The organism is Pelotomaculum schinkii (assembly GCF_004369205.1).
GTDB classification, from domain to species: Bacteria; Bacillota; Desulfotomaculia; order Desulfotomaculales; family Pelotomaculaceae; genus Pelotomaculum_C; species Pelotomaculum_C schinkii.
This window is the reverse complement of the sequence record NZ_QFGA01000003.1, coordinates 407037-422529: the sequence shown is the minus strand read 5'-3', so window position 1 is coordinate 422529 and position 15493 is coordinate 407037. Positions and strand designations below refer to the sequence as shown.

The 15493-nt window shown below is 50.8% G+C and carries 13 protein-coding genes and 1 riboswitch; all 13 genes read right to left on the bottom strand.

Annotation, left to right across the window (positions count from 1 at the left end; translation table 11 throughout):
- Window positions 1-399, bottom strand: a complete 399-nt coding sequence (locus tag Psch_RS18275; protein WP_190259225.1) for a flagellar hook assembly protein FlgD — start codon at window positions 397-399, stop codon at window positions 1-3.
- A gap of 15 nt (window positions 400-414) precedes the next feature.
- Window positions 415-1788, bottom strand: coding sequence for a flagellar hook-length control protein FliK (locus tag Psch_RS18270; protein ID WP_190259224.1), 1374 nt, complete (start codon window positions 1786-1788; stop codon window positions 415-417).
- A 29-nt stretch (window positions 1789-1817) separates the two neighbouring features.
- Window positions 1818-2252, bottom strand: coding sequence for a flagellar export protein FliJ (gene fliJ, locus Psch_RS18265; protein ID WP_190259223.1), 435 nt, complete (start codon window positions 2250-2252; stop codon window positions 1818-1820).
- Window positions 2245-3588, bottom strand: a complete 1344-nt coding sequence (gene fliI / locus Psch_RS18260; RefSeq protein ID WP_243124212.1) for a flagellar protein export ATPase FliI — start codon at window positions 3586-3588, stop codon at window positions 2245-2247. Before fliI ends, fliJ begins: the two co-directional genes overlap by 8 nt.
- A gap of 196 nt (window positions 3589-3784) precedes the next feature.
- Window positions 3785-4537 (bottom strand): FliH/SctL family protein, encoded by a 753-nt coding sequence (locus tag Psch_RS18255; protein WP_190259221.1) that lies wholly within the window; start codon window positions 4535-4537, stop codon window positions 3785-3787.
- Window positions 4524-5531, bottom strand: coding sequence for a flagellar motor switch protein FliG (fliG, locus tag Psch_RS18250; RefSeq protein ID WP_190259220.1), 1008 nt, complete (start codon window positions 5529-5531; stop codon window positions 4524-4526). The genes Psch_RS18255 and fliG overlap by 14 nt, the downstream gene beginning before the upstream one ends.
- A 10-nt stretch (window positions 5532-5541) precedes the next feature.
- On the bottom strand, window positions 5542-7071 hold the full coding sequence (gene fliF / locus Psch_RS18245; RefSeq protein ID WP_190259219.1) for a flagellar basal-body MS-ring/collar protein FliF: 1530 nt from the start codon (window positions 7069-7071) through the stop codon (window positions 5542-5544).
- Between the two features lie 29 nt (window positions 7072-7100).
- The gene (fliE, locus tag Psch_RS18240; protein ID WP_190259218.1) at window positions 7101-7397 is read right to left on the bottom strand and encodes a flagellar hook-basal body complex protein FliE; all 297 of its coding nucleotides are present in this window, start codon (window positions 7395-7397) and stop codon (window positions 7101-7103) included.
- Window positions 7398-7412: 15 nt separating this feature from the next.
- A complete protein-coding gene (flgC, locus tag Psch_RS18235; protein WP_190259217.1) occupies window positions 7413-7856 on the bottom strand; it encodes a flagellar basal body rod protein FlgC in 444 nt (147 codons plus the stop codon).
- 4 nt (window positions 7857-7860) lie between these two features.
- On the bottom strand, window positions 7861-8268 hold the full coding sequence (gene flgB / locus Psch_RS18230; protein WP_190259216.1) for a flagellar basal body rod protein FlgB: 408 nt from the start codon (window positions 8266-8268) through the stop codon (window positions 7861-7863).
- A 91-nt stretch (window positions 8269-8359) separates the two neighbouring features.
- A riboswitch (cyclic di-GMP riboswitch) is annotated at window positions 8360-8524 on the bottom strand.
- A gap of 188 nt (window positions 8525-8712) precedes the next feature.
- Window positions 8713-9768, bottom strand: a complete 1056-nt coding sequence (locus Psch_RS18225; protein WP_190259215.1) for a protein-glutamate methylesterase/protein-glutamine glutaminase — start codon at window positions 9766-9768, stop codon at window positions 8713-8715.
- Between the two features lie 53 nt (window positions 9769-9821).
- Entirely contained in the window at window positions 9822-10643 is an 822-nt protein-coding gene (locus tag Psch_RS18220) for a CheR family methyltransferase (protein ID WP_190259214.1), read from the bottom strand.
- Between the two features lie 152 nt (window positions 10644-10795).
- Window positions 10796-15472: a methyl-accepting chemotaxis protein gene (locus Psch_RS18215; protein WP_190259213.1), complete on the bottom strand. Its 4677-nt coding sequence runs from the start codon at window positions 15470-15472 to the stop codon at window positions 10796-10798.
- Window positions 15473-15493: the final 21 nt, after the last annotated feature.

Below are 15493 nucleotides of genomic sequence, written 5' to 3'. Positions count from 1 at the left end.
CTACTTGATTTCAGTAACTTGAGCCATTTCATAACCAATTCCGTCAATAAAAATCCGCGCCTCTTCATTATAGAGAGATACCTTTTCTACTTGCCCCGAGATCTCACCCTCACTCGTCTGGACTGTCACTTGCTTGCCCACAAGCGCCGATGCCTCCCCCACTTGCAGGGAAAGACCGATTTGCGCAATATCCGCACAGATATTGTAAAGCTGCTCCAGGATGCCGAATTGTGTCATCTGATTGATCATGGTGTTTGCATCCTGAGGGCTGGTGGGATCCTGGTTTTTAAGCTGCTCAACAAACAACAGCAAAAAGGCGTCCTTATCAAGTGAAGTAGATTGCTGATTCGTTGTACTCGATGCATAACCGTAAATGTCACTGGCAGAACCTACCTGCAAAAAAGCCACCTCTTTCTAAATTAAATAATTAACCAGTAATGAACCTGTTGTTGCTGTCAGGGTATTTGCCGGTTCCACCTGCGTGTCTGCATACGTGCGGTCATTAGAGCCACGGTAAGACCAGGCCGGTCCGTTGCGTCCTTCGAAAGAACGGCCCATACCGCCGCCCCGGCCGTCATCACCTGCAAAAACAATGGCTTCATTCAATCTCAGGTCATGCTGGCTGAGGGAGTCCCTCAAATGATGCAGGGAACCTTCCAAAATCTCTCTCACATAGTTATTCTCCGTGTAGAAATGAGCGCTCAATGCGTCTTTGTTGAAAAACAATTTAATGGTTAGCTGGCCAAGGTGTTCCGGCTCCAATTTAAGCTGAACCTGCCTTTGCACCTCGCCCTTGGCGGTGGACAGGGCATTTTTAATTTCTTGCGCCAACCGCTCCTGCAGATCGGGCAATGGTATTCTCTCGGTGCTTTCTGCCAAATTGGCTGTGGATAAAATAGTGCCGGCCGGAGCTGTATTGGGTTGTAGGGAATTTTCAATAGCACCGACAAATTCCGGTCCCGAACCGGATTTAAACGGTTCAATTTGCTCGGAACCGTATGTTTTTAATAATGCGGCATTTTTTTGATTTGCCCCGGACTCCTTTCCCACAAGCTGGACCGTTTCATCCACCACAAGAGCTTTCTGAACTCTGTTTTCGGAAGCGTGATTATTTTCAGTTTGTTTCGCTTGAAACATATTGCCCACCAAGCTTACTCTTGATACGGCCTGCGGGTCCAAAACAGCCTCCTTTATCTCTCCGCCGGCCGGTTTAACCGCTGTTTCGTTTTGCTCGCAGGCAGGGTTACTCCCCTGCTTGACACCATTTTCAACAGCCTGGGGCAATCCGGTCTTTTGCAAAATAATTGGCCCTTGCTCCGGTACCGTTATGGACAGCTGCTGCAGTGGCTTCCCGGTTATAGCGACAGCCTCGTTGGGAACTGTTTCCTGGTTTTGGCCGGTCATCGCCGTTGGAGTTGCTTGCATACCGTACGAAAGCGCTGCCCCTTGCGGCAGCTGTTGGACAGCTACTCCGGCATTATCCACTGTTGCGCCGGCCGGCGGATGCCACCCTGGCAGGCAAACCACCTGCGTCAGCTCAGCCCCATCTTTTTGGGGCTCCTCAGGCACAAGGGGGGCAACAAGATCCAGACCTGCCGGCCCGGTTGCAGAAACTCTCCTCTCCCCGGATTCGTTCTGGGTTTGCAGCCTTACAGAAGGTCCCGGCATGAGCAACAATTGCATAAGTGCCATGACCAGATCGAATTCCCCGGTATTCAATTTTGTATTAACAAACTTCCCACCGTTGCTCTGAGACAAAACGGTATCGTTAATCGCTGCTGTCAGCACTGTTATCACCTCCTTTCTATGACGTCGCATTAATTGACCCGGCGGTGGTAGATGCTGAGGGACAGTTCATCAACTTCCTTTTGCTCCCTGTCAGCCATCTCACGCCTGTAGTTTTGCAGGCATTGTTCTTTAAGCTTATCTAAAACCTGCCGCTCCCGCCTGGCCTGAACAGCCTCATCCCGCTTATGCGCAACAACGCGGTCAGCCGCGCTGACACCTTTTTCCTGGACTTTGATTTTCTCATTTATGGATGCCCGGTAAAAGAAATGCTGCCTGATTTCAAAATAATCCAGCCCGTCCCTTCCGGTTTCCTCCAATGCTTGCAGGCTCTGCCTGGTATTTTCCAGCAAGGTTAAACGCCGGTTGTATTCTTTACGAGCCAAAGCCAGCGCCTGTTCGGCAGAGACCTCCTTGGCGGCACGCTGCTTGAGTACAGGTTCAAGGTGAAATTGAAACTTAGCCATGTTCTCCCGCCCCTTTATGTACAATTGTCTTCAACATTTCCAGTGAATGATCGTACTGGGCATGCTCATACAAATCCTGTTTAAGAAAATTAATGATGCTTTGGTAAGCAGCGATGGCTTCATCAACATGTGGGTTTGAACCAGCTACGTAGGCCCCGATATTGATCAAGTCCTCCGCCTGCCGGTAAGTTGCCAGCAGGTCTCGCAGCTTACCGGCATAGGCCCGGTGCTCCTCGGAAGTTATGTCAGGCATCAGGCGGCTGACGCTGTTTAAAACATCAATCGCCGGGAAAAGGTTGGTCGCCGCCAGAGAACGGGACAGGACAATGTGCCCGTCCAGGATGCCCCGCACCGCATCGGAAACCGGTTCGTTTAAATCATCCCCGTCCACCAGCACCGTAAAGAAAGCGGTAATCGAACCGGCGGCAGACATTCCCGGCCGTTCAAGCAGCCGGGGCAGCAGGGCAAACACTGAGGGGGTATAGCCCTTGGTTGCCGGCGGTTCACCGGTAGCCAATCCGACCTCCCGCTGGGCCATAGCAAAACGGGTCACGGAATCCATCATCAACATCACATCCCGGCCCTGATCACGAAAATACTCCGCGATCGCACAGGCGACAAAGGCTCCTTTCAAGCGCACCAGCGCAGGTTGTTCGGACGTAGCCACCACAACCACCGAGCGGGCCAGCCCCCCGGGCCCCAGGTCGGTCTCAATAAAATCCAGCACCTCACGGCCCCGCTCCCCAACCAGGGCGATAACATTGACATCAGCATTGCTGTACCTGGAAATCATGCCAAGCAAGGTGCTTTTACCAACTCCGCTGCCCGCAAAAATACCCATACGCTGGCCCCGGCCGCAGGTAAGCAGCGCGTCCACAACTCTCACTCCGGTTGAGAGCGCCTCTGTGATCCGTCTTCTCTTCATGGGATTGGGGGGACGGTTGTCCACCGGGTAGTCCTTGAGGCGCCCGCCTATCGGACCAAGCCCGTCAATAGGTTCCCCCAGACCATCCAGGACCCTGCCGAGAAGCTGCTCCCCAACTTTGACATTAAACGATTTACCGCTGGGCGTAACGCTACACCCCTGGTAAACCCCGCGGAGTTCGCCCAGAGGCATCAGGACCGCGCTGCCGTCACGAAAGCCCACCACTTCGGCCAGGACCGGCTCCGGACCACCAGGGATCGAGATCTCGCAGACCTCACCAATGGGCGCGTTGATGCCCTGTACTGCAACGGTAAGCCCAATCACCTGGGTCACCCGGCCATTTAGCTTAATTAACTTTGCTTCTCTTAAGCGGGAGCGCCATGGGGCAAGGTCGATGGGAGCACACTGCAAAGTAATCATCCTTCTTTTGTAAGAAAGCTAAAGCTTTTTCTTTTCCTTAATCAGCTTTGCCGCTTCGGTACGGGTCAGTCTTCTTATTGTAAATTACCACAGGGCTTCTGAATGAAGCCGGCTTATCTGCCGCATACATATAAGGGGTTGTCAGTACTGCAATCATCTTGGAGTAATCGTGAAAAGCAACTATCGCTCACTCACTGTAAAGGGCTTTCATTAACTCTTCCCGTCGTGTTTCCATGGTTGCATCCACTTGCCCCTGTTCGGTTTCAACCCTGCATCCCCCTGCCTGTACCGAAGGATCCGCAACCACCTGAAGCTGTGCTCTCACCGGAAGAACACCCAGCAGTTCATCCTTCCTTCTTTCCACCAGTTCCAATTCTACCGGGTTAATGTATAAAACCACATTGAGCCGATCTGCAACCAGGCGTAATGTTTCCATGGACACCTGCAGCACCATCTCGGGCTCCAGCGTCAACTGGGCCGACAACAGCTTCTCCGCTATTTCCCTGGCCAGGTCCACGATCTCCTGATCCATTGCCGCCAGGGTTTGGCGTCGAATTGTTTCAGCTTGCGCCAATACCTCCGCAGCCTGCGCCCGAATGGTCGCCGCCTCTTGATCTGCTTGGGCCATTCCATCCCGGTAACCGGCCTCATAGCCTGCCTGGCGTCCCTTTTCACAGGCGCTCCGGTAGGCTTCCTGCTCGATTTGCCCGGCTGCCGACTTAGCCTGGTTGATTATTTCGTCTGCGCTAACGCGGGCCTGGCTAACAATTTCCTCAGCCTGCGACGTAGCCTGGTTCATAATGCTTGCCGCAACGTCAGCATTATTATCCCCGTATTGTATGCTCTCCCGTTCTACCAGAGTCGTATAACTTCTTAGCGGTAAGACGTGCAGAAGGTTTTCCGGCACTTCGGCAGCCTTGATGATCTTATAGAATGACATCGTCACCACCCCAGGAAATAATTATTTCTCCACTTTCGTCCAGTTTGCGGATAGTAGTAACAATTTTTTGCTGTGCTTGTTCCACTTCTTTCAGACGTACCGGTCCCATAAATTCGATTTCTTCCCTGAGCATATCGGCGGCACGTTTGGACATGTTTTTATAAATCCTGGCATGCACCTCTTCATTGGCGCCCCGCATGGCCAGCGCCAGGTCTTTGAAATCGACCTCTTTCAGCACCCGCTGAATAAATTGATCCGAAAGAATTTTAATGTCTTCGAAGACAAACATATGCATCTTGACTTCATCCGCCAGATCAGGATCTTCCCTTTCCAACCCCTCCAGAATCACTTTTTCCGCGCTCCTTCCCACCCTGTTCAAAATATTCACCAGAGACTGCACGCCGCCCACCGCCGTGTGATCCTGCTGGAGCACGGATGACAGTTTGTTTTCCAACACCGCCTCTACGCTCTTGACAACGTCGGGTGTTAAGCGATCGATGCTGGCAATCCGCTTGGATATTTCGCTCTGCAACTCGGGGGGCAAGGATGCCAGAATAACGGCCGCTTGCTCCGGGGTGAGATGGACCAGAATCAACGCGATAGTCTGGGGATGTTCATCCCTAATAAAGTTTAAGAGCTGTTTGGGATCGGTTTTACGAAGCGAACTGAAGGGAATGGCCTTCATATTACTTGTCAGCTTATTCAAAATATCCGAAGCCTTCTGGTTCCCCAGGGCTTTTTCAAGCATTTCTCTAGCGTAGTTCAAACCGCCGTGCAAAAGGTATTCCCGTGCCTGTTGCAGTTTCATGAATTCATCCAGCACTGCGCTCGTTGTTTCTGCCGGAACATGCGTCATATTGGATATCTCTTTGGTAAGCTGTTCGATTTCAGTCTCAAGAAATTCTTTCTTCAGCACCCGGGACGACAGGTCGGAACCTAGCGCTATTAATAGAATGGCCGCTTTCTCCATACCGTTAAGTTTTGCAGGCTGCACAGCTACCCCCCTAATGCCTGATCCAGACTTTTAAAATCTCGGCTATTTCATCAGGCTTTTCCTTTGATAAGGCTCTAATCTGTTCTTTTTTATCGTCTTTGGCCTTTTCTTCCTGATCAAGCTCAATTGCTTTCACCGGGATAAGCTCTTCCACAAGTTCTTCATCTTGATCCCGCTGAGCGCTGCGGCGCCGCCACAGTATTATTGCGGCTAACACGACCAATACGGCCAGGCCGGACAGACCGTATATGTAAAGGCGTTCTTTTTCCTTTGCTTGCGCTGCGGCATCATACTGAGCCATTTCAGCCTCAATTTTTTTCTGATACGAATCGTCAAAGGCCATACTTGTAACATTGATCTGATCCCCACGGTTTTGGTCGTAACCGATAGCCGACCCAACAACATCCCTGATCTTTTGAACATCCACCGGGTCGTCGGCTTCATTTACCACCACCGAAGCAGATAAACGGCGGACGCTGCCGGGGGCATTTTCCACAGTCTCCTGTAAGGTGCTTACCTGGTAGTTGATCGTATTCTCTTCCTTGGTATAACTCGAAGAGCCGGTACCCTGGGCAAAAGGAGTTGTAGTTATATTCGAATCGGTTCCCACAGCGCCCCCGCCTCCGCCGCCTGTTCCGCTTTCATTAATGTTCTGCTCGCTAATTTTTACGTTATCCGGATTGGAAGCGATGGTGCTGGTGGTCTGTCTCTGGCTGAAGTCAAGATCGGCTGTAACCATGACAACAGCGTTACTCTGGCCAATAATCTGCGACAGCATCTGCTGAACCCTTTTTTCGAGCTCTTTTTCATATTCCCGTTGAGCCGTCTTCTGATCAAGGGTAGTCCTGGCAGCGACAGCCTTGGAGTCGCTTGATTTAAAATTATCGCTTAACACATTTCCCTCGGTATCTATGACATGGACATTCTCCGGCTTAAGGCCTTCCACGCTGCCCACGAAAAGGTCACAAACACCCTGGATCTGCTCCGGGCTAAGACTCGCCCCGGGTTTGAGCTTTAAAGCAACAGAAGCGGAAGGTGTGCCCTGGTCGCTGATAAAAACGCTTTTTGGAGGAAGCACCAGGTGAACCCTGGCCTGCTCCACTCCGTCAAGCTGGACCACCGTTCGCCTCAACTCTTCCTGTAAGGCTCGCTGGTACCCCACCTGCTGTTCAAAGTCGGTTTGACCGAACTTACTCTGGTCAAAAAGTTCAAAGCCTAAACCGCTGTCGCTTAAAGCCCCGCTGCTGGCCAACTGATTCCTCGTCTCGTATACCTGACGCTCCGGGACATTGATGGTTTTACCCTGATCCGCAATCTGGTAGGGAATCTTCATGGTTTTGAGCTCTTCCACGATAAGTCCCGCTTCCTTGGGTTCAAGCCCGGTAAACAACGGGGCAAAAGCAGGCTGCATCATTACCCGTCCGAAATAGAACAGACATCCTACAACTCCTGCGACAATTAAAACTGAGATAACTTTTTGGGTTTGGTTAAAAGCCTGCCATTTCTCCCTTAACCTGACGATGAGGTCACCCGGACTCAACTAAACCACCTCAACTGTGAAAGGACATATTAAACCTGCATGCGGGACACTTCCTGATAAGCCTCAATAATCTTATTCCTCACTTCGACTGCAAGCTGCATGGCCAACTTGGCTTCTGTCATAGCTATTGTTACCTGGTGAATGTCTTGAATTTCGCCGGTAAGCAACTCACTCGTCAGCTGATCAGCTTTGACCTGGGTATCATTCAGTTTTTTCAGGGCGTTGTCCAAAACACCGGCGAAAGAAGCGCCCCCGGCCTCCTGTTTAGCCCCGGTTCCCGCCGGTTGCGGCGGTAAGAATGGTTGTCCGACAGGCAATACCTGCATTCTCATGGCCCCCCTTTAACCGCGCCCTATCTCCAGGGCTTTCAAGGCTATATCCTTGGCGGCATTTAAAGCTGTCACGTTTGCTTCATAAGACCTGGTAGCGGAAATCATATTAACCATTTCGTTGACGATATTAATATTCGGGTAGGCTACATAACCAAGCGCATCGGCCATGGGGTCGGCCGGTTCATACACCAGCCTGGGCGGCCGGGCGTCTTCCAGAACCTGGACTACCCGTACCCCCGTGCCTCTAACACTTGACAGCGATGAACCGCTGGCAGAAACCTGCTCCAGTATTTGCGCAAAGACAGGAATTCTACGGCGGTAGGGAGGATTGGCCGGGTCGTCGGGCCGGCCCTTGGTGTTCATATTGGCGATATTATTGGCAATCAGGTCCAACCGCAGTCTTTCCGCCGTAAGCCCTGATGCGCTGACGGCCAGAGAGTTGAAAATACCCACTTGTCTACCCCTTCCCGCCGGTTATGACGTAACTTAAAATAGAAAAATGCTCACTTAATTCTCTACCTATCGCCTGGTATTGAATCCCGTTGGCCGCAAGGTTGGTCATCTCCTCATCGATATCGACATTGTTGCCATCGGTTCGCATGGAAGTTGTTTCATTCAGGTTCACTTCGGGCTGCAGTTCATCCAACAGCGCAGTTACGCCGAAGTGCCTGGGATCGGTTTTGTTCAAGGCAATGGACCCGTGTCCCAATGCTTTCTTAAGCAAGCTCTCAAAGGCGACGGTAGATTTTTTGTAGTTGGGCGTATTCACGTTGGCAATATTATTGGCAATTACCCGCTGTCTCAAGGCGCCCGCATCCAGACCTTTTTGAAGTGATAGGAGTATAGGATTTGAAAACAACTCCAACGGCGTCACCCTTTCTGGTAAAATGTTGAATAACTAGATCATTCTGAACAAAAAAAACCAAGCCAAAGTAAAGAGCTTGGATCAATCTTACCCTGGCAACCCAGCCGCCGTGACCAATCATTCGGAGCTCGCAGGTATGGCAGCATACGAACTGCCAAAAAATCCTGCGCTTGTAGCCCGTTGTAGCCCGTGAATTCTTAGTTTTAGGCCCGTAGCTTTGCGTCCCTCCCTTTCAGGAGGTTTGCCTTTATCATGGAAAATATTATATTTTGACTAACTTTAACAATATTCTACAGCAAAGCACTTTTCCCTGCAAGGGCAAAATTATTATCCAAAAAAAAAGGTGATTCATGCTAATATTTTAGGAAGCAGAGGGACGGTTCTTTTGCTTCCTTTCCTTGAAAAACTGTACAACTACCGTCCCCCTGTCACTCCCAAGGCGCATTAAACCGTTTTATATTGCGCCAGTAAATTCATGACCGTAAATGGGATTACATCCAGCGGAGCCAGGCATTCCGCCCCGCCAAGTTCATAAGCGACCTTCGGCATGCCGAATACCACAGATGTAGTTTCATCCTGCGCTATTGTCCTGGCCCCGGCCCGGCGCATAGCCACCATACCGTTGGCGCCGTCACTGCCCATTCCGGTAAGCATGATCCCGATGGCGTTAGCCCCGACAAATTCTGCAACCGACTGGAACAGCACCTCAACTGAAGGGCAATGCCCGCAAACCTTATCACCTGACCGGCAGTCAACCAGATAGGAACCGCCGGAACGGCGCACGGTCATGTGACGGTCACCCGGCGCAATCAGTACCCGCCCGGGCAATACTCTGTCCCCTGTTTTAGCTTCTTTCACTTCCATAGCGCATAGATCATTTAAGCTGTCAGCAAAATGTTTGGTAAATCCAACAGGCATGTGCTGTACCACCACCACGCCGGGTATTGCGGCGGTAAAACTTTGCAATATTTTGCGGATTGCTTCCGTCCCTCCGGTAGAAGCCCCGATGGCTATCACCTTATCTGTAGATTCGGCTAAAGCCCGGCTGTCCGCCCTAATTGTTTTGATAGATTCACGGCTGCCCTTCCAGGCGCTTACATTCGCTAAGGCCGCAATTTTCACCTTGTTACGCAATTCCCCCAACATAACATCTAAACCGCGGGCTATGTCAGTGCTCGGCTTGACAACCACATCAACAGCTCCGGCCTCAAGGGCGGCAAGAGTGATGGCGGCGCCTTTTCTGGTGAGGGCGCTAACCACAATTACCGGCAACGGGTACTGGGGCATCAAATGGCGCAAAAATTCCACTCCGTCCATCCTGGGCATTTCTACGTCAAGTGTAAGCACATCCGGTTTCAACCGGACTATCTTATCGCGGGCTATAAATGGGTCGGAGGCCACCCCGACCACCTCGATGTCCCGGTCCATGGCCAATCCCCGGGCCAGAATTTCCCTTACCAGGGCAGAATCATCGACAACAAGCACTTTAATCTTTTTCATTATGTTCACCTTTAAAAAGATCGACCTGTTTAAAATTTTGTTTGAAGGAAAAGTTATATTTTTTTATATACCGAAGGCTTGATATATTTATATAAGCCGGCCTCCCGGTCTAGCGTCTCGGAATGGCCGATTAACAAATACCCGCCCGGTTCGGTATACCGGTGTAACTTTTCGATGAGTTCCCGACGGGTGGCTTTGTCAAAGTAGATCATTACATTACGGCAAAAAATCACCTGAAAAAGTCCTTTGAACCGGAATTCGCGGCTCATCAGGTTTAAACGGCGGAAAAGAACCATATCCTTCAAACATTGCTTAACCGCCCAGTTACCGTCTTTTAAAGGGCTAAAATAACGCTGCCGGTATGATATGGGCACCTGTAACATCTTATCCGCCGGGTATATACCTGCCATAGCTGTTTCTAAGACACTGAACGAAATATCAGTTGCCAGAATACCTGCGTCCATATGTAATGAATTACCGCCTAGATATTCCTTAAGAATCATCGCCAGGGTGTAAGGTTCCTCCCCTGAAGAGCACCCGGCAGACCAGATTCTAACCTTCCGCCTGCCAGTATTCCGCTGCTCTTCACTAATTCCAGGCAGCGCAACATTTATTAAAAAATCAAAATGCTCTTTTTCGCGAAAAAAATAGGTATGATTAGTAGAAATCTGATCCACCAGATTGAGCAGCGCCTCTCCGCTGGTATCCTGGATAATATATTCATAATACTCCTGGAAGCTGCCGAACCCGCCTGAAAGCAACACTTTTTGCAGGCGCGCGGCAACCAGGCTGCGTTTTTTTTCTCCAAGCGTAATCCCGCAAATTTTATTGACCAGACTGCTAATCAGTTGAAACTCCCGGTCGGTAAGCTGCATGAGTTCACCACCAATACCACCGACGGGAGAATTAGTTTGAAACAGCCACCTAAATCTCCCGCCGGTATTATACTGTTTAATCAATTAAATAAGTTATATTAATTGGGATACTCCTCCGAAGACAGGTATCATCTTATTGGCCCCTTTTCTTATCAGAAATTGCCAAATTCCGCATCATTCAGAGAAATAATGTCTTGCGGCTTTACCCCGGCATCCTTCGCCGCGGCTACTTCCAGGACACCCTTTTTAACGGGTTTATTCTTAATGCCCCAATTTCGCTCCTGAACAGGAGGCTGATGCGCAACAAGCGATTTGGTGGTGGCTGCAACTGCCGGAGCGACCGTAAAACCTTGCTTTCTAAGTGTAAACTTATCGAGCATCTGCTTAACCATCGCAGCCTGACTGGACATCTCTTCGCTAGCGGCAGCCAGTTCTTCCGAGCCAGCCGAGTTTTGCTGCGTAACCTGATCTACCTGGTTCAAGCCCTCGTTGATTTGCCCGATACCTACAGCCTGTTCTTTGGAGGCTGAGGCTATTTCACCGATCAGGTCGGTTACCTTGGCCGTGCCCAGCACGATCTCTTCCAGTGCCTTGGAGGTTTCCTCGGCAATTTTGGCGCCTATTTCGGTCTTTTGGATCGAGCCTTCGATCATCTCCGCGGTCTCCTTGGCCGCCTTGGCGCTACGCTGGGCCAGGTTCCTCACTTCCTCGGCCACAACGGTAAAGCCTTTGCCGTGCTTACCGGCGCGGGCCGCCTCTACCGCCGCGTTTAAGGCCAGGATATTGGTCTGGAAGGCAATCTCATCAATTGCCTTGATTATTTTAGATATATTAGCGGCGGATTCATTAATATCGCTCATGGCCCTGACCATCTGAATCATCTGATTATTGCCTTTCTCTGCGATACTTCTGGCCTGGGTGGCAAGCTGGTTGGCCTGCATGGCGTTATCGGCGTTTTGTTTGGTCTGGGAGTTCATTTCATTCATGGAGGAAGTGAGCTGTTCCATGGTGCTGGCCGACTCTGCCGCGCCCTGCGACAGGGACTGACTGGAGTCGGAAACCTGCCAGGCGCCGGTATTTACCTGTTCCATCGCGATGGTAACCTGCCCCATGGTTTCGTTTATAGCTTCAAGGGTCTTGTTTAGAGCGTCTTTAATGATAGCATGATCACCTTTATAATTACCGGTGACTGCGACGTCCAGATTGCCCCCGGCCATTTCTTTCAAGCATTCCACCGCTTCGTTAATCGGGTTGAGCACAGCGTCAAGGGTCTTGTTGAAACCGTCGATGATCTTGCGGTACTCACCTTCGTGCCTGGAGGCGTCTGCCCTGGTGTCAAGCTTGCCGTCTATGGCCGCCTGGGCCAGTTCCTCCGCATCGTTGAGCAAGTGCCGGATGGCCTCGATCATATGAATACCGGCGGGCACTAATTTATCATTGTCGCTTCTTTGCCCGATTTTCTTGAGCCCATCCAGGTCATCCAGATTTCCATTTCCGATATTTACCAATACACGCTCTATATTCGCTACCTGGTCAATCGCGCTGTTGATATCGCCTTTCAGTTCATCCCATACGCCGCTGTACTCGTTCACCATCTTCCGGGTCAGGTCGTTAACCGCCAGCCGGTCCAACACCGCCTGCAATTCGCCGACCGGTCCGGCGACAGCCTCCATCAGGCCGTTCATCTCAGCGACCAGCTTGCCCCAGTGGCCGGCAAAGGCCGCCTCGTTGCCGCGGGTGTCAAGCTTACCCAGCCTGGCGTCGTGGACCAGGGTGTTGATCTCATTGATCAGGCTCAGGAGGTTGTTCCTGATCAGATCCATCTTTTCGTTGGCAATCACTTGCTTGCCCGGCAGCTTTTCCAGTATTTTTGAAAAGTCGCCCTCAGCATAAGCTGAAACTACTTTAAGGATTTTAAGGGTATTCCTGACGTGAATTTTAACCGACTGGTTGACGCCGGTGACCATTTGCTGGTAAAAGCCGCTAAAGTGCTCCTCCTGGATATAATAGTCGGCGTCGCCTGCGCTCTGCGCCTCGTATAAGTTGTTCATCTCGGTCACAACACTGCTGATGCTGTCGATACAGGTGTTCAGGTTGTTCTTGATCTCATTAAAGTCACCGCTGTAATTGTCGGTGATCTGCGGCGGCATCTCACCCTTGCTGATCCGGTCTATATACTCGGCTGCCACGTTCAACGGCCCGATCAACGCGTCGAGAGTGCCGTTGAACTCTTCAATGATCCTGCGGTACTCACCGTTGTGTTTGGTAACGTCGGCCCGGACATCCAACTTGCCGGCCATTGCCGCCCCGGTCAGCATCACAGCATCGTCGGCCAGCCCCCGGATAGACTCCATCATTTTAATCATGGCCGGCATCAGCTCGTCATTTTCGCATCTCCGCCCAACCTTTTTATCGTTTTCCAGCTCGCTTAAGTCACCGCGGCTGATTTTAATCACCGTATTTTGGATGTGTGTTATAATTCTTATGAAGCTGTTAACACCGTTCTTCAGGTCGTTCCAGGCGCCGCGATACTCTTTTTCCATCTTAAGGGTCACGTCATTCAAGGCTACCCGGTCAACCACCGCCAACATCTCATTTACCGGTTCGGAGACCGCATCCATGGTACGATTGAGGCCCTCGACAACCATGCGGAAGTCACCGCCATGCTTGGCATCATCGGCGCGTACGGCCAAATTGCCGGCCGCCACCGCCTCAGCCACCATGTTAGCGTCAACCACCAGTTCTTTGATGGCTTCTATCATCTGAATATAGGCGGGCACCAACTCATCATTGTCACTTCTTTGCCCAATTCCTTTAAGCATATCCAGGTCGCTTAAGTCACCGTTGCTGATTTTTTTCGTTGTATTCTGGAGATCCCTAATCGCTACGGTAACTCTGTTGGCATAAGCTTTCAGTTCATTCCAAACCCCGCTGTACTCTTTTTCCATGTTCAGGGTGAAATCATTTACCGCCATCCGACCAAGCACCGCCATCAGTTCGTCAACCGGTTCAGCAACAGCTTCCATCAAGCTGTTCATATCGCCCACCAGCTGGCCCCAATCACCGGCAAAGGCGGCCGCGTTGCTGCGGGTCTCCAGTCTGCCGTCTCTAACGGCCTGGACCAGGTTTTTGACTTCTGTAATCAGGCTTTGCAGGTTGTTCTTCACGAGGTCCACTATTTCGTTGGTTCCCGCCATCTTGCCCGCTAATTTTTGCAGGACCGGGGAGAAATCCCCTTCGGCATAAGCCTTGATGATTTTGATAATATGAAGAATATTTCTCACATGTATTTTAACTGTCTTGTTAACACCTGCAGCCATTTCACGGTAGGCGCCTGCAAAGCTCTCTTCCGGAATATAAAAGTCAATATTGCCTGCATTATGAGCCGTGTATAAATTGCCCATTTCTTCAATAATACTGTTGATACTATCTATACAGGTGTTCAGGTTATTCTTGATCTCATTAAAGTCACCATTGTAGCTGTCAGTGATCTTCGGCGGCATGTCGCCCTTGCTGATCCGGTCCACATACTCTGCCGCCACGTTCAGAGGCCCGATCACCGCGTCCAGGGTATTATTGAATTCTTCAATGATTTTGCGGTACTCGCCGTCATGCCTGGCAGCATCAGCCCGGATATCCAGCTTGCCTGCCATTGCCGCCCCGGTCAGCATTGCGGCGTCATCCGCCAGATTTTTTATCGCATCCATCATCTTAATAATGGACGGCACCAAACGGTCGTTTTCGCTTCTTCTCCCGGCCTTCTTTGCTTCTTCCAGCTCACTTAAGTCACCGACGCTGACATTAAGCAACGTAGCCTGGATGTGCTCTATGCATTTAATAACCTCGTTGGTGGCGTTCTTGAGGTCATACCAAACCCCGTTGTATTCTTTGTCCATCTTTTGAGTCAGGTCATTTACCGCCACCCGGCCGAGAACCGACTTGAGTTCATCAACCGGTTCAGCCACGGCTTCCAGTAAACCGTTCATCCCGACCACCAGCTCACCCCAGGCCCCGGCAAAGACTGCCGCGTTGCCGCGGGTATCCAGCTCGCCGTCCCGGACAGCCCGGATTAGACTGTTTACTTCTTCGAGCAGGCCGTTAACGGAACCAATGCAGCCATTCAAATTGTTTTTAATCTCATTATAGTCGCCCTTGTAGTCATCGGTAATTACCGGCGGCATGTCGCCCTTGCTGATCCGGTCCACATACTCAGCCGCCATGTTCAAGGGCCCGACCAAAGCGTCCACGGTATCATTAACACCGCGTAAGATCTTGCGATAGACGCCTACGGTCCTTTCAGCATTTGATCTCTGGTCTAATTTCCCCTCACGGGCGGCGTTTATAGCCACGCCTACTTCATCGACCAGGATGCCTATCTCATGGATGCAGGCATTCAGGCTGTCCTTAATCTTATTGAAGTCACCATTGAAGGTTTCAGTGATTATCGGCAGCCTTGTTTCACCCTTACCAATCTTATCCATATACTCGGCTGCCACATTTAGCGGCCCGTTCATCGCGTCCAGGGATTTATTAAATCCCTGGATTATTTCCTGAAACTCCGGATTGACTTTACTTGCATCCCCCCGCACACTAAGTCTTCCTTCCTGCACTGCTTGCGTCAAAAGGCTGTGCTCTGCCACCAGGCCACTTACGTTGGCAGAAATATTGCGGTGCAAGAAAAACCCCATTGCAAGCACCAACACACTGCCAAGGATTAGCGCCGCCGCTAAATGTATACCGGATAGGCCGAAGTAACCTGCCAGGCTGATTAAGACTGCTAAAACAGCAGTTGTAAAGAACGTCAACATTACTTTGTTTTCCATTTTCATAAAGCAGACCCCCTTTTCTTT

What these genes read in the sequence shown, in the direction of transcription:
- fliJ (WP_190259223.1), bottom strand. Translation starts at nt 2,252, where the DNA reads ATGGCTAAGTTTCAATTTCACCTTGAACCTGTACTCAAGCAGCGTGCC.
- Psch_RS18255 (WP_190259221.1), bottom strand. Translation starts at nt 4,537, where the DNA reads ATGTCATTCTATAAGATCATCAAGGCTGCCGAAGTGCCGGAAAACCTT.
- fliE (WP_190259218.1), bottom strand. Translation starts at nt 7,397, where the DNA reads ATGCAGGTATTGCCTGTCGGACAACCATTCTTACCGCCGCAACCGGCG.
- Psch_RS18225 (WP_190259215.1), bottom strand. Translation starts at nt 9,768, where the DNA reads ATGAAAAAGATTAAAGTGCTTGTTGTCGATGATTCTGCCCTGGTAAGG.
- Psch_RS18220 (WP_190259214.1), bottom strand. Translation starts at nt 10,643, where the DNA reads ATGCAGCTTACCGACCGGGAGTTTCAACTGATTAGCAGTCTGGTCAAT.
- Psch_RS18215 (WP_190259213.1), bottom strand. Translation starts at nt 15,472, where the DNA reads ATGAAAATGGAAAACAAAGTAATGTTGACGTTCTTTACAACTGCTGTT.